Source organism: Stenotrophomonas sp. NPDC078853, from assembly GCF_044901215.1.
In the GTDB taxonomy this organism is placed as follows: domain Bacteria; phylum Pseudomonadota; class Gammaproteobacteria; order Xanthomonadales; family Xanthomonadaceae; genus Stenotrophomonas; species Stenotrophomonas lacuserhaii.
Genome location: NZ_JBJDOQ010000005.1, coordinates 133,805 through 154,415 on the forward strand (window position 1 = coordinate 133,805; position 20,611 = coordinate 154,415).

Consider the following 20,611-nt stretch of genomic DNA (forward strand, 5'->3'; position numbering starts at 1 on the left):
TAACGGCACTTCATCGTCAATGTAGGACGAACCTCGATGTGCCGCGACAGGAGGTCAACTTGAGACCTCCACCCCCGTCTACTTAGTGGCCGGCGCCAACTGAGCCTGACAGCGCGCTGCCGTCCATCTTAGGGCGCTTGCTAGTCGGCAGCGCCCCGCTGACCATGTAGACAATATCCTCTGCAATGTTGGTTGCATGGTCACCCACCCTCTCAATGTTCTTTACCACGAACAAGAGGTGGGCCAGGTCGAGGGCCGGTGCGCGGTTGTCTGCCATGCTCTGCACGATGTCCTTGAAGAGCAACGTGTGCATTGCATCGATTACCGCATCTTCTTCCCAGACTCGGTAGGCCGATTCGATGTCCATCGTGGCGAACGACTCTCTGGCCGACTTCAGCTGAAGCAGCGTTAGCTCCGCCATACGCTGCATCGGTTCTGCCAGCTCAACAGGGGTTGGGTCAGGACTCATGGCCATCGACCTTTTGGCGATGTTGAAGGCCAAATCACCGACACGCTCCAAGTTCGAACTGATCCGGATTGCTGCCATCACGTGACGGAGGTCGATCGCCAGAGGTTGGCGGCGAGCTATAACGCTCACCGCATCGCTCTCAATACGTGCGGCGAGCGCATCCAGCCGCTCTTCGCGAATGGCCACCTCTCTAGCCATCTGGTCATTGCCGCGGCGCAATGACCATACAGCATCGGTCAGTTGCTGCTCGGCAAGAATGCCAAGCTCCAGGATATGCGCGGTGAGTGCACGCAGCTCAACATCGAAGGACTGAACAATATGGTCGGTCATGACACCTGCTCCTCAGCCAAATCGGCCGGTGATGTACTCGTGGGTCTTTTGTTCCTTGGGGTTCGTGAAGAACTCCGCCGTGGGACCGCTTTCAACCAGCTGCCCCATGTGCATAAATGCAGTCCTGTCTGAGATCCGCGCAGCCTGCTGCATGTTGTGAGTCACAATGACAATTGTGTATTGAGCACGCAACTCGTCAATCAGCTCCTCGATCCTTGCAGTTGCAATGGGATCTAACGCAGAAGTCGGTTCATCAAACAGAATGATCTCCGGATTCGGTGCCAGAGCCCTGGCGATGCACAAGCGCTGCTGCTGCCCGCCGGATAATTCAAAGGCGGATTTGCCAAGCCTGTCCTTTACTTCGTCCCAAAGCGCCGCGCCGCGCAGGGCGCGTTCGACATGCTCGGTGACCACAGATTTGTTGCGCACACCGCGAATCAGGATTCCCGAGGCCACATTGTCAAAGATCGATTTAGGGAATGGATTCGGCTTCTGGAACACCATGCCAATGCGCAGCCTAACGCGCATCGGGTCCACGTCTGGCCCTACGATGTTCAGATTCTCCGGCATCAGGGTGATAGAGCCGGAGTAGCGGTTGTTTGGATACAGGTCGTGCATTCGATTGAAGCAGCGCAACAGGGTACTTTTGCCACAACCCGATGGGCCAATCAGCGCTGTGACCTGATTGCTGCCGATCGACAGGTTGATGTCCTTGAGCGCGTGGAACTTGTCGTAATGGAAGTCCAGCCCACGGACCTCGGCACGCACGGTGCCATCGTGCACAGAAGGCGAGACGCGTTCGGGCACGGGAACAGGAATTGAGATGGTCGAGTGATTCATGCTGTCTCCGTGGATCAACGCAGGCGACGACGAAGGCGGTAACGCAGCCAGATGGCAAAGCCGTTCATCAGCAGGGTCATGCCAAGCAGCACCAGCCCTGCAGCTGCAGCATTGACGTGGAACCCAGCCTGCGGGCGTGACACCCAATTGAACATTTGGATGGGCATCACGGTGAAGGGGGAATTGAGCCATTCGAAACTGAGGAATGGAGCAGGCGCCTGGATCGGTGATGGCGGCAGGAAGGCGATGAAGGTCAGTGCGCCGATGGTGATGATTGGCGCGGTCTCACCGATGGCTCTGGACATGCCCACGATTGCGCCGGTCAAGATCCCCGGGCGCGCGGCTGGGAGCAGGAAGATGCTGACCGTTTGCCACTGATCTGCACCCAGGCCGAAAGCGGCTTCGCGGATATCCTGAGGGATGGCGCGTAGCGATTCCCGGGTTGCAACGATGATGATGGGTAGGATCAGCAACGCAAGCGTCATGCCAGCAACCAGGATCGTCTGGCCAAGCCCGAACATCTGGACGAAGAGTCCTAGTGCCAGCAGACCGAAGATGATTGAAGGGACACCGGCAAGGTTGGTGACATTGACCTCAATGAAGTCAGTGATCCAGTGTTTGGGCGCGTATTCCTCCAGGTAGACGCCAGCGGCGACGCCCACCGGCACGGCTAGAACCCCGGTCACCAGCATGACCAGGCAGGTGCCGATCCAGGCCGAGAGAATGCCGGCGGACTCAGGACGGCGGGAGGGAAAGTTGGTAAAGAAGTCCGGAGTGAGTCGAGCTGCCCCATCCACTACGAAGTCGGCGACAAGCGCCATCAGAATGGTGAGGGTCAGAAACAGCACCAGCAGCCCGAGCACGGTAAAGCACAGATCTGAAATCCGCGCGCGCCTGGTGATTGCACCGTCGTCCAGGCCCATCGGTTCGATGTGGTCTCGCATCAGTAGGCCTCCCGGTAGCGTTTGCGGAGCCAGAAGGCGAAAAGGTTGAAGCTGAAAGTGAGTGCGAACAGCGTCAGACCAGCAGCGAAGATGGTCTGGTAGGCAATCGAATCATGTGGAAGGTCGCCCATGCTCAACTGCACGATGTAGGAGGTGATGGTTGCTGCCCCCTCGAGTGGATTGGTCGCGATACGTGCCTGTTGCCCGGCGGCGATGGCGACCACCATGGTTTCACCTACTGCTCGCGACATTCCGAGCAGGTAGGCGGCCGTGACGCCCGAGAGAGCAGCAGGTGTCACTACCTTCAACCCGGTTTGCAGACGGGTGAAACCCAGTGCGTATGCGCCCTCGCGCAGCGAATCGGGCACGGCGCGCATGGCGTCTTCGCTCATGGAAACGATGTAGGGCAGGATCATGATGCCAATTACGACCCCGGATACCAGCAAATTGAAGCGCGCCAGTCCCGGGATGAAGGACTGGAAGATGGGCGTCAGGAACAGCAGGGCGAAGTACCCGAACGCAACTGTGGGTACGCCTGCGATGAGCTCGAGGAATGGTTTGACCGCTTCGCGGAGTCTGGGCTTGGCGAATTCGCTGAGATACAGGGCGAGGATCGTGCCTGCCGGTACCGCAACGATCAGCGCGATGGCCGTGGTCATCAGCGTACCCGACAGCAGCGTCATGATGCCGAAGTGCTTTTCTTCGAAAACTGGCGTCCACTGCGTATCGGTCAGGAAATCCACGATGGACACCTGGGTGAAGAACTTCACGCTCTCACTGAGCAGGACGTAAAGGATGCCGAAGGTGACCATAACCGACAGCGCCGCTGCAACGAACAATACGATGCGGATGCCTGAATCGATGGCATGGCGGCGGCGCAGGAAGGCGTCGCTTGGCTGAAGCGGGACAGGGCCCGCATCGAGGAAGGAGCTACTACTTTTCATCAGACGGCCTCAACCGGCGCGCCCATCGCTGGGCGCGCCGACCATGATTGTCAGTAGACCAGCTTCTCTTTCAGCAGCTCGTCGATGGAAACGCCAATCTTCGAGCCAGTGAAACCGGTGCCGATCTCCCGTTTTGCAAAGCGGTCGCGCATTGCAGCCAGGGCGTTCTCCGGCAACGGAACATAGCCCACTTCCTGCACCAGTCCTTCGGAGTGCTTGGAGTCCAGATAGAACTCCACGAAGCGCGCGACTTCGGGCTTGGTTTCAGCGGCCTTCTTGCTTACGTAGATGAAGATCGGACGCGACAGAGGCTGATACTGGCCGGAGCGCGCAGTTTCCACGCTCGGAGCAACCGCCTGGGCGCTGGCGTTGGCCTTGATGCCTACTGCCTTGAGCTTATCGGCGTTCTCTTCGTAATAGGCAAGGCCGAAGAAGCCCAGTGCATTGGCGTCACCAGAGACACCCTGCACCAGCACGTTGTCATCTTCGGAGGCGGTGTAGTCGCCGCGGCTGGAGTGTTCCTTGCCGACGACGGCGGCGGTGAAATAGTCGTAGGTGCCCGAATCGGTGCCTGCGCCGTACAGGACCAGCGGCTTGTCCGGGAAGCTCGGACGAACCTGGTTCCAGTTGGTGATCTTGCCCTGGGCTTCAGGCACCCACATGGCCTTCAGTTCCTCGACGGTGAGGTCATTGGCCCAGGTGTTCTGGGGGTTGACCACGACGGTCAGAGCGTCCATGGCGACAGGAAGCTCGATGTACTCCACGCCAGCGGCTTTGCAGGCCTCCTTCTCCTCGGCCTTGATCGGGCGCGACGCATTGGAGATGTCGGTTTCACCGCGACAGAATTTCTTGAAGCCGCCGCCGGTTCCTGACATGCCGACCGTCACTTTGATGCCGGAATTTTCTTTCTGGAACTCTTCGGCCATGGCTTCGGTGACAGGAAATACTGTCGACGATCCGTCCGTGCTCACCATGCCGCTGATTTCGGCTGCTTTGCCCGCGGTGGAACTGGCGTTCTGGTCAGAGGCGGCCGGCGTGTTGGAGGGCGAGCACGCGACGATCGAGAGCGTCGCTGCGGCAAGAAGAGTGAGGCGCAGGTACATTGGGAATCTCCTATGTTCAGATGTTCTTGGGTGCGATTGTGATCTACCCGCCCAGCTCCCCAGCTGGAGGGTCAGGACTACTTGAGAAGTCGTGGCGGGGCCGGCACCTCCGCCACGCAGTCGCAGGCGGGATCGGTCGGGTGAGGCTGAAGGCAGAGCTCAGACCGTCCACCGCAGCAGTCGTCCAGCAGGAAGCCCAGCAGTCCATGCATGCCCTCAAGGCAGGCGCGGTAGCGCACGAACCGCCCCTCTCGGGTTCCGCAGATCAACCCGCCGCGGCTTAGCACGGCCAGGTGGTTGGATAGCGTGTTGTGGCGCATGCCCATCATGTCGGTCAGTACGCCAGCCGTCAGGCCTTCGGGCTCGTGGTTCACCAGCGTGCGGAAAATCACTAAGCGCGCGCCGTTGCTCAGTGCCGCAAGGGCGTCCAGTGCATGGTCGATGGACATCGACGGGCTCAAAGAGCGCCGCTCGAAGTAATCGAAGTCCAGAACGCGTTGGGGCTGAGCCATGGGAAACTCCCGTTGGATACATGTGTCGACATGTCGAGAGATGTCGACATATTGGGATGCTCTCCCTTTTAGATGACACCGTGATGACAGCTGGGCATTCAGATTCTGATAACGGACCGAACGCAGAAGTCCCGCCGTAGCGGGACTTTACTGGGGTGTTGGCCTGGCCGAAGACGGTGTTCGCTGTCTAGACATTTGTGGGTGCGTTAGAGGCAGTTACCTGCCTGACAACTTCTCGCGCGTAACGTGTCACGCCGATCAGCGTGGCCGACGCGGTGCCGTTCCAATCGCCATAGCCCAGCAGCCAGACCGCTGGCTCTGCAACCGAACGTACCTTGGAGTCATCCACGTCGATCTGACCCTGTGCGTCGATCAGGCCCAGCCCTTCCAGGTGCGACACCGCTGGCCGGAAGCCTGTGCACCAGATCACGGCGTCGAAGGTGCGTTCGCTGCCATCTGGCCATTGCATGCCGGTGGCGGTGAAACGGGCCGGCGGCCCAATGGAGGCCAGGACGCCGCGTTGGCGCGCGTCGACCACCGGCGGCACCATGACGATGTCGCCGAAACCGCCCTGCGGCAGATCCGGCTCGCGCCCCTCCTGCTGCGCTCTCCATTTCTCTGTGGCGCGCTCGAACAGCACGCGCCCATCGACATCGTCGGCCAGGAACTCCGGCTTTTGCTGGGTGATCCAGGTGGTCTGGGCGACCTTGGATACTTCGGCCAGTATCTGCGCGCCGGAGTTGCCGCCGCCGATGATGGCAACGCGCAGTCCGGCAAAGGGTTCGGGATTGCGGTAGTGGGCCGAGTGCAGCTGCACGCCAGCAAACGTGTTCAACCCGTCGAACGCAGGTCTGTACGGATGACGCCAGGTACCGGTGGCGCTGATCACCGCACGCACTTGCCACTGCCTGCCGTCATCTGCATCTACCAGCAGTTGATCGCCTGAGCGGCTGATGCGCTGCACCCGCACGGGACGTACCACCGGCAGCGCGTACTTGTGTTCGTAGCGGGTGAGGTAGTCGATCACTTCCGCCCGCGCGGGGTAGGCATCCCGGCTGGCGGGCATCGGCCAACCGGGAATCGAGCTCCAGCCCGCAGGCGAGAACAGGTGCAGCGACTCCCACGTATGCTGCCAAGCACCGCCGGGCGCTGCCTCCACATCGAGAATCACATAGGACAGCCCGCTGCGGCGCAGGAAGTAGCCGGCTGCCAGGCCTGACTGGCCACCTCCGATCACCACCACATCGACACTTTCCATCTAAGCTCCCTTAAGCCTGCACCGCAGTCAGGCGGCGTTCCTCTGCTGCTGTTGATCGGAGATCTTGAGGGCATCCAGGTGCCGCTCTGCATCCAGCGCGGCCATGCAGCCGAAGCCCGCCGAGGTGATTGCCTGGCGGTAGTGCTGGTCGGCCACGTCGCCGGCGGCGAACACGCCTTCCACCGAGGTCTGGGTGGCGTTGCCGCCCAGGCCCGAACGAATTTCCAGGTAGCCGTTGTTCATCGCCAGCTGGCCATCGAACAGGCTGGTGTTGGGGTGGTGGCCGATGGCCACGAAGAAGCCGTGCGCCTCGATGTCGCGGATGCTGCCGTCCTGCACCGACTTGACCCGCACACCGGTCACGCCGGCCTCGTTGCCCAGCACTTCCTCGACCTGGTGGTGCCACACGGTCTCGATCTTGCCGGCTTCGACCTTGGCGAACAGCTTGTCCTGCATGATCTTTTCCGCCTTGAGGGTGTCACGGCGGTGGACCAGGTAGACCTTGCGGGCGATGTTGGACAGGTACAGCGCTTCCTCCACGGCGGTGTTGCCGCCGCCCACCACGACCACGTTCTGGTCGCGGTAGAAGAATCCGTCGCAGGTGGCGCAGGCGGAGACGCCGCGGCCCTTGAACTCGTCTTCGGTCGGGATGCCCAGGTACTTGGCGGTCGCCCCGGTGGCGATGATCAGCGCGTCGCAGGTGTACTCGGCACTGTCGCCGATCAGCTTGAACGGGCGCTGGGCCAGGTCGGCGGTGTGGATATGGTCGAAGATCACCTCAGTCTCGAAGCGCTCGGCATGGGCCTGCATGCGCGTCATCAGATCCGGGCCCATCAGACCATGGGCGTCGCCCGGCCAGTTGTCCACCTCGGTGGTGGTCATCAGCTGCCCGCCCTGCTGCAGGCCGGTGATCACGACCGGCTTGAGGTTGGCGCGAGCGGCGTAGACGGCGGCGGTCCAGCCGGCTGGGCCGGAACCGAGAATCAGCAATGGAATGTGTCGGGTGGTGCTCATGGCTCAGCGGCTCCGTGCATCGGCAGGAAAGTACCGTTTGCCCAGCCGCAAGGCGACGTGGACCAGCAGGATCAGTACCGGCACTTCCACCAGCGGGCCGATGACGGCGGCGAATGCAACCGGTGAGGCCAGACCGAAGGCCGCGATCGCCACAGCGATGGCCAACTCGAAGTTGTTGCCTGCCGCGGTGAAGGCGATCGCGGTGGTACGCGGGTAATCCTTGGCGATGAGTTTGCCCATGAAGAAGCTGAGGACGAACTGGATGATGAAGTACAGCGTCAGCGGGATTGCGATGCGCACCGCGTCCATCGGAATGCGCAGCACATCGCCGCCTTTCAGGCTGAACATCGCCACGATGGTGAACAGTAGCGCAGCCAGGGTGATCGGACTGATGGCCGGCAGGAACTTCTCTTCATACCATTGCACGCCCTTACGCGCCTTCAGCCATCGGCTGGTGAGGAAGCCGGCGAGGAACGGGATGCCCAGGTAGATCAAAACAGCCTCGGCGATGGTCCAGACACTGACATCGATGACGCTGCCCTGCAGGCCGAACACCGGCGGCAGCCAGGACAGGAAGAACCATGCGTAGACGCTGAACAGCGCGATCTGGAAGATCGAATTGAACGCCACCAGACCGGCCACGTACTGGCTGTCACCGCGGGCCAACTGGTTCCACACCAGTACCATCGCGATGCAGCGGGCCAGCCCGATCAGGATCAGGCCGGTCATGTACTCGGGGTAGTCGCGCAGGAACAGCACGGCCAAGCCGAACATCAGGAACGGACCGATGATCCAGTTCTGCAGCAGCGAGAGCATCAGTACGCGCTTGTCGGCAAAGACCGTGGGCAGTTCCTCGTACTTCACCTTGGCCAGCGGCGGATACATCATCAGGATCAAGCCAATGGCGATCGGGATGTTGGTCGAACCAATCGACAGGCTGTGGAGCGCGCTGGGCACGCCTTCGAACATCGCGCCCAGTCCGACGCCGAGCGCCATGGCCGCGAAGATCCACAGTGTGAGATACCGGTCCAGGAAGGACAGGCGGGAGGTATCAGTGGTCATGGGGGTTTCCGGAAGGGCGGTCAGTTGATCTGTGCGATCGGATCGAGGCGGGCCTTGAGAGCCTCCCGGTCGTCCCAGGCGCTGTCAGGAATCTCCATGAAGGCCTTTAGGCGCGCCTTGATGATCTGATGCGCGCGGTCGAAGGCTTCAGCCTTCTGTGCGTCCGAGCCTTCCACGCCGGCCGGATCGAACAGGCCCCAGTGCACCCGCACGAAGTCGCCGAACACGACCGGGCACGCTTCGGCCGCCGCGCTGTCGCACACGGTGACGATCAGATCCATCGCGCCGGCATCAGCTTCGGCGAACTCGTCCCAGGACTTGCTGCGCATGCCCTCCACCGGAAAGCCCTCACGCTGCAATTGGGCGATGGCGAACGGGTTGACGCGCCCGGCCGGCTGGCTGCCTGCGCTGAGAGATTCGTAACGGCCTTCACCCCACTTCCGCAGGGTCGATTCAGCCAACACGCTGCGCGCGGAATTGCCAGTACACAAGAACAGGACACGACGGGTCATTTGAGCGATCTCTGAGGTAGGTTGGTCAGCAGCCCGCGGGGCGTTCGCAGGCTTTTTCATCGGCACAGCAGTTTTCAGTGAGGTAAGCCACCAGTGCGTTCATCGCCTCGAACTCGGCTCGGTAGCAGATGCTCCGGCCGCGCTGCTCGGCGCTGATCAGCCCCGCCGCCAACAGCTCCTTCAAATGGAAGGAAAGGGTGGCGCCGGGCAGCGAGAGCGCCTGGGCAATGTCACCGGCCAGCTTGCCGCCGCTGCCGGCCTGCACCAGCAGGCGGAAGATGGACAGCCGGGTGGCATGGCCCAGGGCAGCCAGAGCGTGGGTTGCGTTCTTATGTTCCATGCTTCTAGAATAATAGAATAGAAATCATAGGACAACCCCCGTGCAGCAGATTCCCAATGTGATCCCGGGTGCCTTGGATATCCCCACGGCCACCAAGCTCAACGATCCGGCTGTGCAGCCACACCGGCCACGCATCCTGATCCTGTACGGGTCGCTGCGGCCGCAGTCGTTCAGCCGCAAGCTGGCGCTTGAGGCGCAGCGGCTGCTGGAGCAGCTCGGGGCGGAAACCCGCCTGTTCGATCCACATGAGCTGCCGATGCTTGACTCGGTACCGGCCACCCACCCCAAGGTGCAGGAGCTGCGCCAGGCCTCGCTGTGGTCGGAAGGACACGTTTGGGTCAGCCCGGAACGCCACGGCACCCTTACTGCGGTATTCAAGAACCAGATCGACTGGCTGCCGCTCGAAGAGGGCAGCGTACGCCCCACCCAGGGCCGCACCTTGGCGGTCATGCAGGTGTGCGGTGGCTCTCAGTCGTTCAACGTGGTCAACGCGCTGCGCGTGCTCGGCCGCTGGATGCGCATGGTGACAATTCCGAACCAATCGTCGGTGGCCAAGGCGTGGCAGGAATTCGGCGAGGACGGTCGGATGAAACCCTCGGCGTATTACGATCGGGTGGTGGACGTGATGGAGGAGCTGGTCAAGTTCACCCTGTTGGTCCGCGGTCGTAGTGACTACCTGGTTGACCGCTACAGCGAACGCAAGGGCGCAGTTGAGGCTGCGGCGCTGGCTGCAGCTGCCGGCGTCATCGAGACTGCATTGAACGAAAAGGAAAACGCATGAACGCCGTCGTCTACCACAACCCCAAGTGCGGTACCTCCCGAAACACGCTGGCACTGATCCGGCATGCCGGGATAGAGCCGGAGGTGATCGACTACCTGGCCCATCCTCCCAGCCGCGCGCGGCTTGTCGAACTGATTTCCGCAGCCGGTTTGAGTGTTCGAGGCGCTATTCGAGAGAAGGGAACGCCTTACCTTGAGCTGGGCCTGGACACTCCGACGTTGAGTGACGACGCGCTACTTGATGCAATGCTGGCCAATCCTATTCTGATCAATCGTCCCTTTGTCCAGACCGACATGGGCACCCGCTTGTGCCGACCCTCGGAGATAGTCCTGGACATCCTCCCAGCAGTGGATAGGCCCTTTACCAAGGAGGATGGCGAGGTGGTGATCGATCAGGACGGAAAACGTCTGGTCTGACACTCCGTAGCCAGCGCGCAACGTAGGAGTGCTGGCAGTACTTCCAGCACGAGGTTGTACCCAGAACCGCCGGCAAAAAAAGGGCATGGAGATTGAAAAGCATGCAGAGCACGTCCATGCTTCGCCCTGGCTTGGTCCGGCTGACCGTTGCATTGGGGATCGGCCAGATAATTGCGTGGGCAAGCAGCTACTACATGCTTGCCGTGTTGGCGCTACCGATATCCAAGAGCACCGGTTGGTCCCTCGGGCTGCTCGTAGGTGGCCTGTCCGCAGGCCTGGTTACGGCCGGGCTGCTGGCTCCTCTGGCCGGCCGCGTGATCGATAGGATGGGAGGGCGGGCGGTATTGACGGCCAGCTCAGTGCTATTTGCCTTGGGCCTGTCCGTGCTGGCCCTGTCTCATTCCCCGATCACGTACTACCTCGGCTGGGTGGTACTGGGTGTTGCCATGGCTTCTGGCCTCTACGACGCTGCATTCTCGACACTGGGACAGCTGCTGGGGGCAAATGCGAAACGCTCTATTGCCGGCCTCACCTTGGTTGCAGGTTTTGCAAGCACGCTCGGTTGGCCGGCAATGTCCTACCTTGGCGAGGCTCTGGGATGGCGCGGCGCCTTGTGGGTCGCCGCGGCGGTGAACATCCTGGTTGCTCTTCCGATCCATTTGCTCGCAGTTCCCAAGCACCAGCGTTCGGTTGTGCCAGATACGATTGCTCCAGCGCCCACGTCCACTGAGGCGGTAGCTTCTGCAAAGCGAGCGACCTCCCCAACCCCTGCGCAGTGGCTCGTGCTTATTGGGCTCTTGCTTACCTGCCAAGCAGCGATCATGGCTACCTTATCGGTGCATCTCCTTGCCCTGCTGGGGGCGATCGGGTTGGCTCCGTCCATGGCGCTGCTGGCTGGCATGGTCATCGGCCCTGCACAGGTCACAGCCCGGTTGCTTGAAATGTACTTCGGGCAAGGGGTGCACCCCACGTGGTCTGCGCGAGTTGGTATCGCAGCCACGCTGGCAGCGATGTTGCTTCTGCTCACACGACAGCCTTGGGTCGCGATCGCTGCGTTTGTGATCTACGGGGCAGGCAATGGAATCCTGACGGTGGTCCGCGGTACCTTGCCGCTGGCGTTGATCGGCTCAGCCGACTACGGCAAGACCATGGGCGTGCTCGCCCGGCCCATGCTCTTGGCCCAAGCGGTGGCGCCACCGCTGGCAGCTATCGCACTTGAGCGGGTTGGTCCTACCGGGCTGATTTGCCTCCTGGCCATCTTCGCCGTCGTTTCCCTCATCGGAAGCTGGTGGCTGCCCACCAAAGTGCATAACACCTGCAGTTGAATATGCATCAATGTACATATATGCTCTTTTCATGAGCAAGGGCACCCCCAAAGCGAGTGCGATCGAGCAGGCCGTGGGCGTCTTGGCAGACCCCATCTTCCGGGCGCTGTCGGAGCCATCACGTTTGGCCGTGCTCAAACGTGTGCTGCACGTAGAGCGAGCCGACATCGCGGAGATCGCCGCGGGCCTTCCGCAGGAACGCTCTGTTGTATCGCGCCACCTGCAGGCATTGCACGACGCCGGGATTCTGCGTGCCGAACGCATAAGTCGTCAGGTGTATTACCAGGTCGATGGCCCCGCCGTTGTCTCTCGCCTCGAGCACATCCTTTTGCAGGTCAAGGCACTGGCACCGTATTGCTGCCCGGGCGATTTGAGGTAACACCCCCGCGTACGATTCCGCTTTGGAATTCAACCTAAATATATGCATATAGGCGCATACACACATGGAAAGACTTGGCGTAGAAGTCGTGGTGATCGGGGCAGGACAAGCCGGTTTGGCGATGTCTTATCGGCTTAAGGCAGCAGGCGTGTTGCACGTGGTTCTCGAGCGGCAGCCGGCAGCCGGCAGCCGGCAGCAGGGGGCAGCTGGCCGTCGTACTACGACAGCCTGACCCTCTTTTCTCCAGTTCCCCGGCGGGGCCAAGCGTTACCCCACGCGTGACGAGGTCACCGCCTACCTGCGCCAGTATGCCGCCAGGTTTGACTTGCCGGTGCGCCCTGATTCCGAGGTAGTTGGACTCTCCTCAGAGGCAAAGCAACATCTGATCACGCTGGCGGATGGGAAAGTGATTGCCGCAAAAGCGGTAGTCGTGGCAACCGGTGGCTTCAACAAGCCCTATCTACCGACCATTCCCGGGAAGCAGCTCTATCAAGGGGAGGTTCTGCACAGTTCGGCCTACCGAAACCCGGCTGGCTTTGAAGGAAAACGGGTCGTGGTCGTGGGCGCAGCAAACTCAGCAGTTCAGATCGCATACGAGCTGCACAAAATCGCGGAAGTGACTTTGGCAACCCGCGAGCCAGTGAAGTTCGTGCCACAGCGATTCCTGGGCTTCGACTTCCACGACTGGCTTAAATGGACAGGTCTTGGCAGCTCGCGTTGGCTGAGCGATCAGAGTACGCCGGTTCTGGATGATGGCCGCTACCGGCACGCTCTGCGTACGGGCGCTCTTTGCCGGCGAGAGATGTTTACTGCGTTCGGAAGGGACGGCGTCGTGTGGCCTGACGCGGAAGTACAAGCCGTCGATGCCGTGATCTTCGCAACGGGTTTTCGGCCCAATACATCGTTCCTGCAACACACCGGCGCGCTGGATGACGACGGACGAGCCCTACACAGCAAGGGGGTTTCCACTGCGATCGAGGGGCTCTATTACCTAGGACTTCCCCTGCAACGCAACTTTGCCTCTGCGACGCTTCGGGGTGTAGGGAGCGACGCAGCAGAGATCCTAACCTCGGTCATGGCTCACCTGCGTACCGTATAGACCACCGCGTGCGAGGCCTTCGGCCGCCTTAGAGCGTCTGGCGAACGCGCACGCCGTGGCTAGGCCGAGACTCAACGTCAGCGCCAGCAGCGGCTGACTGATCAACCTGATATCGCACAACCAGCAAAAACATGCCAAAAAGCAGCTACTTAGCTCACTTTTGGCTGTTTTTTACACGAATCCCTGCCGATCCTCAGGCTGGCTGGAGCGTAGCCGCTTCAGCGGCGCATGCGGCGGATCAACGAACGGTTGGGTGAGGACGTGGTCCAGTTCACACCCGTTGATCCGTCGATGCTGGCAGGTGACAGCTGACGTAGCCTTGTAAGTCCACTCCTTCAATCCAAGTCAGCACCGGCGGGTAGCTGTTCTCGGATGTAGGTTTCGATGTAGGCCATCACTTCAGCGGCGCCGACCTCATTCTTAAGCAGATCGATTGGACAGCGGTTGCCCAGGTACGGGCGAGGAAGCTCTGCCCAGCTGAAGAATTGGTTTGGGCGGGGTCGTACAGGCTTCGCCGCGATCATGGCGGCTTCGAGAAGATCCGGGCGTGGGTACCATGAGAGGGGCTTGATAGCGGCTTTTCGGCCGCCCGTCACGACCCGGGGTAACTGAGATGCGGCCAGTTCTTCAGCGCGGATGTACGTCCTGGTCCAGTTGGCGAGCTTCCGTAGATCGGCGTTCGCCTGCCGCTCTTTGTCGGATACGTAACCGGCATCATCTTCCTTCCGGATATCGAGCCGGGTCGGGATCACCAACCCGATGACCAACTCAGGTCGCTTCTTCTTTATGAGCTCAAGGGCAGGGGCGATGTCTGTGTCATTGGTCACCAGGACCAACTGATCGAGGTCTGGGCAATGTAGTGCATCGTCATAAAGGGCCAGTGCCAGATTGACATCAGACTGCTTTTCTTCGAGCTTCCATACCTGTGTCTTGCCGCACAGGTTTGGGTGCTTATCGGGGTTGTCAGCGTCGACCAGGTACTGCGAGGACTTGGTGAGCGAATAGTAGCCCTTCGTCAGTGAGATGCGCTTGGAGCTCAGCAGCGCGGCGTGATATTGGCTCTGGGAGGCCACGGAATCTGCTCCCTTGGCAGCACTGCCAAGGATGGGAGCGGTGAAGTAACGAATCGCGCATTCATCCAAAACCATGGACGAAGCATTGGCGTCCGTATCAGGCCGATGGAGTGCTGTCGGCAGGATGTGCTGCTCGAACAGCTTGATCAGATCCAGCCACTTGTAGGGCGTCTGCCGGAGACAACCATAGTAAAGGTTGAAGCCGTCGATATAGATCCGCGTCCGTAGCGGCACTGTTCTTCTCCCAGAAACGAAAAAACCGGCTGATCGCCGGCTTTTCCCCCCTAATTCCCAGAGTCCAAGCCTCATGGGAAAAAGGGTTAGTTGTTGGGGATAATTGTACGGGATTCCATAACGCATTCGCGACAAGATTCAAGGCAGATTTAGAACGCTGAGTTCTCTTTTTGAGAAATGGCGTTTGCCTTCGCGTAGCGCTTATAGCCCCTGGTCTCGATTTCGGCCCCTAAGCAGCCGATTGTAGTCCACCCGCCCTGACCGCGCACGTGTTCAGCTCTATGTCACGCGGCCAGGGCGCATCGTCGGGCAGAGAGGCTGCTGGGCGCGCGGGGCGAAACGGCTACTCTTGCGCCCGTTCAGGTTCAGCCGATGGGCTGCATGAAGATCAGTTGCACATGCAGCCAAGCGGCCACATAGTCGACCATGAGCGGTGATTGACCGGTATGCCAATGGTCGCAGCACCTGCGCTGTGCAGCTGATGGGGTGCGTAAGCATCAGGGGAGCAGATAGTCCCGCAGGCGCAACTGGTGGTCCGCCAAAATAGATCTCAGCTTCTGCTGACTTGAGCTGACTGCTTGCCTGGAGATGCAAAGTTCCCTCGCGATCTCAGACTGCGAGCGACCCTCCCGAAGCAGAACCCAGACGCGCTCTTTCAAGCTCGTATCCTTCCGGGCATTAGGCGACCTTATGCGGGAGTGAACGCGGTCGTACGCCAAGCGGCGAAGCATATGCTCGTCTGGATGTGGCAACCCGGGCAACTCAAAAGCGTAAGCAGATGCCGAGAAATTGCACACAGCATCCAGCTCTTTCAGGAACGCAGCCTTGTACCGCAAGTCAGTTCGATACCGGGACTTCGGGTTGCTTGGGTCATGGACGTCGCAGAAGCGGGCGCTTTTCTGACTGCTGCTCAGCAACTGCGGGGATTGGGCAGTAGTCGCCCATCGCATGCTGGGGCGCCAGCAAAGCTCACAGCATTTCTCGCTGCCCGGCGCCTGATCTGGCACGCGCCCCAGCACGGCATGACTTCTGTGATTTGGGCGAAGTCGCTTCAGGAGATGCAGGATCTCGCGCATCAGGTCGAGTGCACTCGTAAAAGCAGCTGATGCTGGCGGTGCCAAGCCGCTGGCATCATCACAGGAATGGATGGCCAGACGCAGACACTGGATCCAACGCTCCATTGCGTAGATTGCTTCGTCTGCGGGCGATGTCCCCGGCGCATGCTTACTCGGAGTGCACAGATGACGCACAGCGGGGTACGCCGCAAGCCGGGACAGTACCGATGCTCTAGGCTGACGCCAGCCGTTAGACGGGCGGAACCCACCAAGTAGCTTCGAGTCCCATGGTCCTGAGTAGGCAAGGGCTTCAGCAAATGGCGGGTCAATATGGCGTTTGAGCAAGGCCCACACCGAGTATCGACGCGACGTCAGTGTGTGCGACGCCGTGAGTCCATTCGCGAACTCAGATGCGCCTGACCTAAGCGGGGCAGGGCAGTTCTTATAGGCCGCGACAGCTTTGTGGATGCGAGCGCTGATGGATCTCATGTCAACCAATATTGACATAAATGAGAACCCATAAAGAAGCCTCGGTGACCTATCGTCGCGTCATGTAACAAGAACTCATTGGAAGCAACGTGAGCACACGAGCGCTGTTGGTAGATCTTTATGGTCCATTGCTGACCTACGAGCAGCTGGCGAAGGTCCTCGATAGGACAGCGGCCAGCCTACGGACCAATCTGAGCAGGCGCGATAGCGCCTCAGGTCAAATGCTGGCTTCGGCCAGGGTCCGCGTAGGCCGTCGCGTTTACTTCAGAACAGAGCGAATCGGGGAGCTTCTTGATGGGCAGCGGGACCAGTCCCCTGGAGCGTGCGTATGAACACCGTCTTCTTGCTGATGGCGGAGTATGAAACCGCGCAGATTCCTCTGGAGAGGCTATGTCCGATGTTCGGACTGACTCCGCCAGAAGCAGCAAAACGAGCCGCGCGAGCTGCCCTGCCGGTACCGGCCTACCGACTTGCAAGTCAGAAGTCCCCTTGGCTTGTGGATGTATATGCCCTTGCCGTGTATCTAGACCAGAAAAAGGGGCTCGCGGAGGAAGAGTGGCGGCGGGTCCAAGGTGTTGTCAGTCCGTTGCGGGGCCACAGGGCGGCGTGATGACCTTGCTCGGCCATTCAGATGCTTCCGGCATTCCGTCTGTATGTCTGTCGGAACGGTAATTCCTCCTTCACCTCACAGACCTCCTGCAGATAGCTATTTCCCCGTGGCCCCGGCCGCGGCGGTTTCGTGTGCCCGTCCTACAGTGAAGGCAGAGATCGGGCTTGCGGTAAAGAACTGTACGCCGGCGGGCCGGCACAAGCGCGTGCGTTGGAGGAAGCCCGGTGGGGCTCGCCGCCCCGGTGTGATTGATGCCACACGGTGCGAGCTTGTCCGAAGTCTTGAGCAGCGGCACGGGTCTGTATGGGCACGTATCAAGGACCAAGTACACGTTGCCGGCTATACAGTGGAGCGTGCCCGAGAACGTGTGCGTGCTTTCCGCTCTGATGGCGCTGAATCTCTCTTGGCGATGGTGGTCGCACTGCTCTACATGACCGATGTACGAACTGGCTTCATCGGAAAGCCGCGTGCCGGTGGCGGGCGCTGGCAACGCTACACACTCCGCGACATGGCGCAGCTCGCGTATGGCGGCCAGGGCGAAAAGGATGTGCGGCGTGCCAGTCGAGCGATTGCGGTCATGGTCAGCCTTGGGTGGGCCTACCCTACCAAGCAGGTCCGCCGATATGTGGGTGACACCACGTTCCGGAGCGAGGCTGGTATCCGCCGGTTGAACCTGAGGCGGATCTGCGACATGACGGGCACGACCTGGTTGCTCCAACGCGACAGGCGTCATGCCGATCAGAAGCACGGTGCGAGTACTGCATGGCTCGAAGAGGCCAAGGCAAAGGCTCAAGCGCGAAAAGAGCGCCTGCAGGCGCGCCGCGCCCAGCTCGAAAGGCTTGCTGATGAGTTGAAAGCGTTTCAGCCTGGCGCTGGGTCTGGGCCGGCGGTAGTGGCGCGGAACCGAGGTGCCCCCGCGCTACTAAGCGCCATCTTCGAAAATGCATTCGGTTGAAATCAAGGCTGTTTCGGGCAGCTATTGCCAAACGTTCTGAAATCCAAGAAATAGCCTTTTCTATCCTGTCCGCTCCAGCGTGCAGCGAACGTCTATGTCCGATGGAATGCCGCCATCGCGAAATATCCACCAATGGTTTTAACTTATCCACACGTTCTGGGGATGCGTCGGTGCATAGCCTATTGATAAGTGTGCTTATTTGTCCGTCTTAATTGGAGGGCCATTCAGTCAACCTCCGGTTAAAAGCTCAGTAATCAGAAAATTAGAAGAATTACCTGAAGACATCGAAGTGCATCGGTAGTAGATTTGATTACTTGCGATAATCAGAATATGGGTCCGCGTCATCGTTCTATCGAGTATCCCCGTCGTAGTTCCATGAAGGTCTAGTGTCTGACACGCTCAAAGATTCATTGGCTTCCTTCGCCTGAGAATTTTCCACGTAAGCCAGGCGCTCGAGTCACACCGCTACACGAACATCCAGAGAAGATAGCCGGCCAGATGCCGGTGAACGCTTCGCCTCAGGCCTAGCCGCCCAGGTTTTCCACGAGCAAGCCTAAGGAATGGGGGGCGCTCTTGAGCCGACAAATCATGTCGATGATCGACCCGCCGAACAGGTCAGGCCGATGCCCTTACATGCCATTTCTGTCCGCAGCTCAGGAGCTTCTATATGCACGACAACTATTCAAGAGCCATCGACGCGGAGTTGCGCGTCATTACCTCGCCCCGCCTGGATGCCTTGAAGTTTCATCGTTCGCGCACGCACGGGTGCGTTGCTCGAATTCTCGCAGCTATAGCCGCTGCACCGGTCACTGCCGGTGCTGCCTCAAGGCATATCGCTGGTGTCTTGTTGGCGGGTCATCGCAAGCACATGGGGCTGGTACTGCTTTCCCTAGCGGTGTTGCTGGCGTCTACCGGCTGCGGCAAAGAGCGGGAGCAGTTGAGCGGCCTTGGTGGAGAGCCGTCAGAAGCTGAGGTACGGGCAAGCCTCCGGAAGGCGACCAGTTACCAAGATCCGCGTGCCGGCTTCAAGCCCAAGCCAATTACGGTTGGCTCCCCCTCGAGCCCAAGCAAGGAGAGCGGCCGATGATCGTACTTGAACAACCACTGATCCAGCTGCTGCAGCTTGCGGTATGGATCGCACAGGGATGGATGGCGGTACTGGTCACGAGCGTTGCAGCGTTGGCCCTGCTGTTTCGCCGGCACGGGCCGGAAGCTGAAGTTAAATCGCCACGCGCCGTGGGTGCCTTGCGAGCGATAGTGCAGCTTTGTGGGGGACGACTGATCTTCTTGAACGTGCGCCAAAACTTCCCCGCGGTACACGACATGATCTTCATCGGAAGTTTGCGGGACCGGCCGACGCGTATCGGAAAGTTCAAGCCATGGATAGTCGTCGTCGTCATGGTGACCATCATGTTTGTTCTGTCACCCGATGCTAGAGCGCAGGCCGGGTCGATGGGCGACAACATGCTTGATGACACCACCGCGTTCTACGTCACTCAATCCCAGCAGATGGCGGCGATTCTCAAGCCGCTGGCCAAGCAATTGTATGGCTCTCTGGCGATCATCAGCTTTGCCCTGTTCTGGATACGTGCGGCGCTGAGTGGAAGTGATGCACCTTCCATGATCGGAAAGTTCACCATGGAGATTCTAAAGGCGGGGTTCTTCCTGTGGGTGATCGATGTTGGGCCGGAGTACTTGATGCAGTTCATGCGCTACTTCACTGACGCCGGCTCGCAGATCGGACAGGCGGGGCAGCTATCACCATCAGGGATCGTTGTGCTTGGGTTCGACACGTGTTTTCGCACATTCGATGCTATTGGCCGGATGGGGTGGGGCGACACAGCGGCGTTCGGTCTGCCATTGGCACTCTGTGGCATCGCGATCCTCGTGTGCTTTGCGTTGGTCGCGATCCTGTTGATGATCCGACTGATCGAACTGCATATGGTGATCTACGGCGGAATCCTGCTTCTTGGCTTTGGTGGGATCTCGTACACCAGGGACATACCGCGGAACTATCTTTCCTACGCTATCAGCTGCGGCACGCAACTGTTCATGATCTATGTTCTCGTGGGCTTTGGGATGCAGCTGGCCGACACTTGGCCCGCAAGCCTTTCAACCGATACCACTCCAGATGCAATTTTGCGCCAAGTGCTTCAGCTCTTTGTTGCAGCACTTGTTTTTGCCTCGCTCGCGTGGTCAATCCCCAAGGCTGCGGCAAGCCTCGTCAATGGTTCCGTAAGCATGGGTGCCTCCGATGCCTTTGCACCAGCTGGTGCAGCTGCGGCGGGGGCTGCAGTGGGCTCCGCAGTGGCTACTGGGGGCACTGCCGCGCTTGCAACGGCTGCGAAGGGAATGGTGCAGGCTACTACCGCTGGCACATCGCTCGCGACGCAACAAGGAAGCTCGGGTGCTTCAGCAGCATTGAAGGGCCTCGGACATGCAGTCAGTTCCGTAGCGAGAGAAGCAGGAAGTGCGATCAAGGCCAAGACGGGTTTTGCTCCTCCCTCCTCGAATGCAACCGACGATAGAGGGCGAACGGTCGAGAGTCTAGGTACCCGGGCAGCAAATGGCTTAATCCAGCAGGTGCAAGCTGAAAAGGAAGCCCGAGCGGGTGCTCCGATGCGGTCGGCAATCCAAGAGAGCGGCGAGGACGTGCAGTCAACAGCCCCTGCAGCGCGGAACGCCTCTCCCGGCGCCACCGGCGGCGGTGCGGGAAGCGGACTACAAAGCCCGAATGCGGGTCGCCCGCATGGTGGAGGCCCAACTCGGTCGGGCTCCGGCGCCCGCCTTACTCCACCGACTCTGCCACCAGACAGTGCGCCAAGCAGCTCCGTTTCAATCCGCATCGACAATGAAGACTGAGGGAA

20 protein-coding genes and 1 pseudogene are annotated in these 20,611 nt (G+C 60.2%); 9 read left to right on the forward strand and 12 right to left on the reverse strand.

The annotated features are described in order from the left end of the window. Positions 1-82: 82 nt before the first annotated feature. From phoU to ACI2JH_RS07615, 11 genes are all read right to left on the reverse strand, one after another. Positions 83-799: a phosphate signaling complex protein PhoU gene (gene phoU / locus ACI2JH_RS07565; protein WP_404735842.1), complete on the reverse strand. Its 717-nt coding sequence runs from the start codon at positions 797-799 to the stop codon at positions 83-85. A gap of 12 nt (positions 800-811) precedes the next feature. Then, positions 812-1,639 carry a phosphate ABC transporter ATP-binding protein PstB gene (gene pstB / locus ACI2JH_RS07570; RefSeq protein ID WP_404735843.1) on the reverse strand — a complete coding sequence of 276 codons (828 nt, stop codon included), beginning with the start codon at positions 1,637-1,639 and terminating at the stop codon, positions 812-814. 14 nt (positions 1,640-1,653) lie between these two features. After that, positions 1,654-2,583, reverse strand: coding sequence for a phosphate ABC transporter permease PstA (gene pstA / locus ACI2JH_RS07575; RefSeq protein ID WP_404735844.1), 930 nt, complete (start codon positions 2,581-2,583; stop codon positions 1,654-1,656). Beyond that, complete coding sequence (pstC, locus tag ACI2JH_RS07580; protein WP_404735845.1) at positions 2,583-3,527, reverse strand: phosphate ABC transporter permease subunit PstC; 945 nt, start codon at positions 3,525-3,527, stop codon at positions 2,583-2,585. Before pstC ends, pstA begins: the two co-directional genes overlap by 1 nt. A 50-nt stretch (positions 3,528-3,577) precedes the next feature. Then, positions 3,578-4,630 carry a phosphate ABC transporter substrate-binding protein PstS family protein gene (locus ACI2JH_RS07585; RefSeq protein ID WP_404735846.1) on the reverse strand — a complete coding sequence of 351 codons (1,053 nt, stop codon included), beginning with the start codon at positions 4,628-4,630 and terminating at the stop codon, positions 3,578-3,580. 77 nt (positions 4,631-4,707) lie between these two features. Next, complete coding sequence (locus ACI2JH_RS07590; RefSeq protein WP_404735847.1) at positions 4,708-5,142, reverse strand: ArsR/SmtB family transcription factor; 435 nt, start codon at positions 5,140-5,142, stop codon at positions 4,708-4,710. Positions 5,143-5,329: 187 nt separating this feature from the next. Continuing rightward, positions 5,330-6,400, reverse strand: a complete 1,071-nt coding sequence (locus ACI2JH_RS07595; RefSeq protein WP_404735848.1) for an ArsO family NAD(P)H-dependent flavin-containing monooxygenase — start codon at positions 6,398-6,400, stop codon at positions 5,330-5,332. A 27-nt stretch (positions 6,401-6,427) separates the two neighbouring features. After that, the gene (gene trxB, locus ACI2JH_RS07600) at positions 6,428-7,414 is read right to left on the reverse strand and encodes a thioredoxin-disulfide reductase (RefSeq protein WP_404735849.1); all 987 of its coding nucleotides are present in this window, start codon (positions 7,412-7,414) and stop codon (positions 6,428-6,430) included. Positions 7,415-7,417: 3 nt separating this feature from the next. Next, on the reverse strand, positions 7,418-8,476 hold the full coding sequence (arsB, locus tag ACI2JH_RS07605) for an ACR3 family arsenite efflux transporter (RefSeq protein WP_404735850.1): 1,059 nt from the start codon (positions 8,474-8,476) through the stop codon (positions 7,418-7,420). A 20-nt stretch (positions 8,477-8,496) separates the two neighbouring features. After that, positions 8,497-8,988 carry an arsenate reductase ArsC gene (locus ACI2JH_RS07610; RefSeq protein WP_404735900.1) on the reverse strand — a complete coding sequence of 164 codons (492 nt, stop codon included), beginning with the start codon at positions 8,986-8,988 and terminating at the stop codon, positions 8,497-8,499. Between the two features lie 25 nt (positions 8,989-9,013). After that, the gene (locus ACI2JH_RS07615; protein WP_404735851.1) at positions 9,014-9,328 is read right to left on the reverse strand and encodes an ArsR/SmtB family transcription factor; all 315 of its coding nucleotides are present in this window, start codon (positions 9,326-9,328) and stop codon (positions 9,014-9,016) included. Positions 9,329-9,368: 40 nt separating this feature from the next. On the opposite strand from ACI2JH_RS07615, the gene arsH reads away from it, so the two are divergent. From arsH to ACI2JH_RS07645, 6 genes and pseudogenes are all read left to right on the forward strand, one after another. Next, positions 9,369-10,109: an arsenical resistance protein ArsH gene (arsH, locus tag ACI2JH_RS07620; protein WP_404735852.1), complete on the forward strand. Its 741-nt coding sequence runs from the start codon at positions 9,369-9,371 to the stop codon at positions 10,107-10,109. Beyond that, the gene (arsC, locus tag ACI2JH_RS07625; protein WP_404735853.1) at positions 10,106-10,525 is read left to right on the forward strand and encodes an arsenate reductase (glutaredoxin); all 420 of its coding nucleotides are present in this window, start codon (positions 10,106-10,108) and stop codon (positions 10,523-10,525) included. Before arsH ends, arsC begins: the two co-directional genes overlap by 4 nt. 101 nt (positions 10,526-10,626) lie before the next feature. Next, positions 10,627-11,850 (forward strand): MFS transporter, encoded by a 1,224-nt coding sequence (locus tag ACI2JH_RS07630; protein WP_404735854.1) that lies wholly within the window; start codon positions 10,627-10,629, stop codon positions 11,848-11,850. A 31-nt stretch (positions 11,851-11,881) separates the two neighbouring features. After that, on the forward strand, positions 11,882-12,229 hold the full coding sequence (locus ACI2JH_RS07635; RefSeq protein ID WP_404735855.1) for an ArsR/SmtB family transcription factor: 348 nt from the start codon (positions 11,882-11,884) through the stop codon (positions 12,227-12,229). A gap of 64 nt (positions 12,230-12,293) precedes the next feature. After that, on the forward strand, positions 12,294-12,461 hold the full coding sequence (locus tag ACI2JH_RS07640; RefSeq protein WP_404735856.1) for an FAD-dependent monooxygenase: 168 nt from the start codon (positions 12,294-12,296) through the stop codon (positions 12,459-12,461). Between the two features lie 24 nt (positions 12,462-12,485). Further along, positions 12,486-13,328, forward strand: a pseudogene (locus ACI2JH_RS07645) (flavin-containing monooxygenase); the annotation flags it as partial. A 335-nt stretch (positions 13,329-13,663) separates the two neighbouring features. Here the strand turns inward: ACI2JH_RS07645 and ACI2JH_RS07650 are convergent. Then, on the reverse strand, positions 13,664-14,761 hold the full coding sequence (locus ACI2JH_RS07650) for a 6-hydroxy-3-succinoylpyridine hydroxylase (protein WP_404735857.1): 1,098 nt from the start codon (positions 14,759-14,761) through the stop codon (positions 13,664-13,666). A 1,746-nt stretch (positions 14,762-16,507) separates the two neighbouring features. Between ACI2JH_RS07650 and ACI2JH_RS07655 the strand changes: the two genes are divergently transcribed. From ACI2JH_RS07655 to trbL, 3 genes are all read left to right on the forward strand, one after another. Continuing rightward, complete coding sequence (locus ACI2JH_RS07655) at positions 16,508-16,789, forward strand: pyocin activator PrtN family protein (RefSeq protein ID WP_404735858.1); 282 nt, start codon at positions 16,508-16,510, stop codon at positions 16,787-16,789. A gap of 244 nt (positions 16,790-17,033) precedes the next feature. Beyond that, the gene (locus ACI2JH_RS07660; RefSeq protein ID WP_404735859.1) at positions 17,034-17,744 is read left to right on the forward strand and encodes a hypothetical protein; all 711 of its coding nucleotides are present in this window, start codon (positions 17,034-17,036) and stop codon (positions 17,742-17,744) included. A 1,083-nt stretch (positions 17,745-18,827) separates the two neighbouring features. Further along, positions 18,828-20,606, forward strand: coding sequence for a P-type conjugative transfer protein TrbL (gene trbL / locus ACI2JH_RS07665; RefSeq protein ID WP_404735860.1), 1,779 nt, complete (start codon positions 18,828-18,830; stop codon positions 20,604-20,606). The last annotated feature ends 5 nt before the right edge of the window (positions 20,607-20,611 follow it).

Excerpts from the sequence above, each read along its gene's own strand:
- ACI2JH_RS07650 (WP_404735857.1), bottom strand. The coding sequence starts at position 14,761 with ATGCGTTATGGAATCCCGTACAATTATCCCCAACAACTAACCCTTTTT.
- ACI2JH_RS07610 (WP_404735900.1), bottom strand. The coding sequence starts at position 8,988 with ATGACCCGTCGTGTCCTGTTCTTGTGTACTGGCAATTCCGCGCGCAGC.
- ACI2JH_RS07640 (WP_404735856.1), top strand. The coding sequence starts at position 12,294 with ATGGAAAGACTTGGCGTAGAAGTCGTGGTGATCGGGGCAGGACAAGCC.
- ACI2JH_RS07590 (WP_404735847.1), bottom strand. The coding sequence starts at position 5,142 with ATGGCTCAGCCCCAACGCGTTCTGGACTTCGATTACTTCGAGCGGCGC.
- ACI2JH_RS07655 (WP_404735858.1), top strand. The coding sequence starts at position 16,508 with ATGAACACCGTCTTCTTGCTGATGGCGGAGTATGAAACCGCGCAGATT.
- trbL (WP_404735860.1), top strand. The coding sequence starts at position 18,828 with ATGATCGTACTTGAACAACCACTGATCCAGCTGCTGCAGCTTGCGGTA.
- trxB (WP_404735849.1), bottom strand. The coding sequence starts at position 7,414 with ATGAGCACCACCCGACACATTCCATTGCTGATTCTCGGTTCCGGCCCA.
- ACI2JH_RS07595 (WP_404735848.1), bottom strand. The coding sequence starts at position 6,400 with ATGGAAAGTGTCGATGTGGTGGTGATCGGAGGTGGCCAGTCAGGCCTG.
- ACI2JH_RS07615 (WP_404735851.1), bottom strand. The coding sequence starts at position 9,328 with ATGGAACATAAGAACGCAACCCACGCTCTGGCTGCCCTGGGCCATGCC.
- arsB (WP_404735850.1), bottom strand. The coding sequence starts at position 8,476 with ATGACCACTGATACCTCCCGCCTGTCCTTCCTGGACCGGTATCTCACA.
- phoU (WP_404735842.1), bottom strand. The coding sequence starts at position 799 with ATGACCGACCATATTGTTCAGTCCTTCGATGTTGAGCTGCGTGCACTC.
- ACI2JH_RS07635 (WP_404735855.1), top strand. The coding sequence starts at position 11,882 with ATGAGCAAGGGCACCCCCAAAGCGAGTGCGATCGAGCAGGCCGTGGGC.
- ACI2JH_RS07585 (WP_404735846.1), bottom strand. The coding sequence starts at position 4,630 with ATGTACCTGCGCCTCACTCTTCTTGCCGCAGCGACGCTCTCGATCGTC.
- arsC (WP_404735853.1), top strand. The coding sequence starts at position 10,106 with ATGAACGCCGTCGTCTACCACAACCCCAAGTGCGGTACCTCCCGAAAC.
- pstA (WP_404735844.1), bottom strand. The coding sequence starts at position 2,583 with ATGCGAGACCACATCGAACCGATGGGCCTGGACGACGGTGCAATCACC.
- pstB (WP_404735843.1), bottom strand. The coding sequence starts at position 1,639 with ATGAATCACTCGACCATCTCAATTCCTGTTCCCGTGCCCGAACGCGTC.
- ACI2JH_RS07630 (WP_404735854.1), top strand. The coding sequence starts at position 10,627 with ATGCAGAGCACGTCCATGCTTCGCCCTGGCTTGGTCCGGCTGACCGTT.
- pstC (WP_404735845.1), bottom strand. The coding sequence starts at position 3,527 with ATGAAAAGTAGTAGCTCCTTCCTCGATGCGGGCCCTGTCCCGCTTCAG.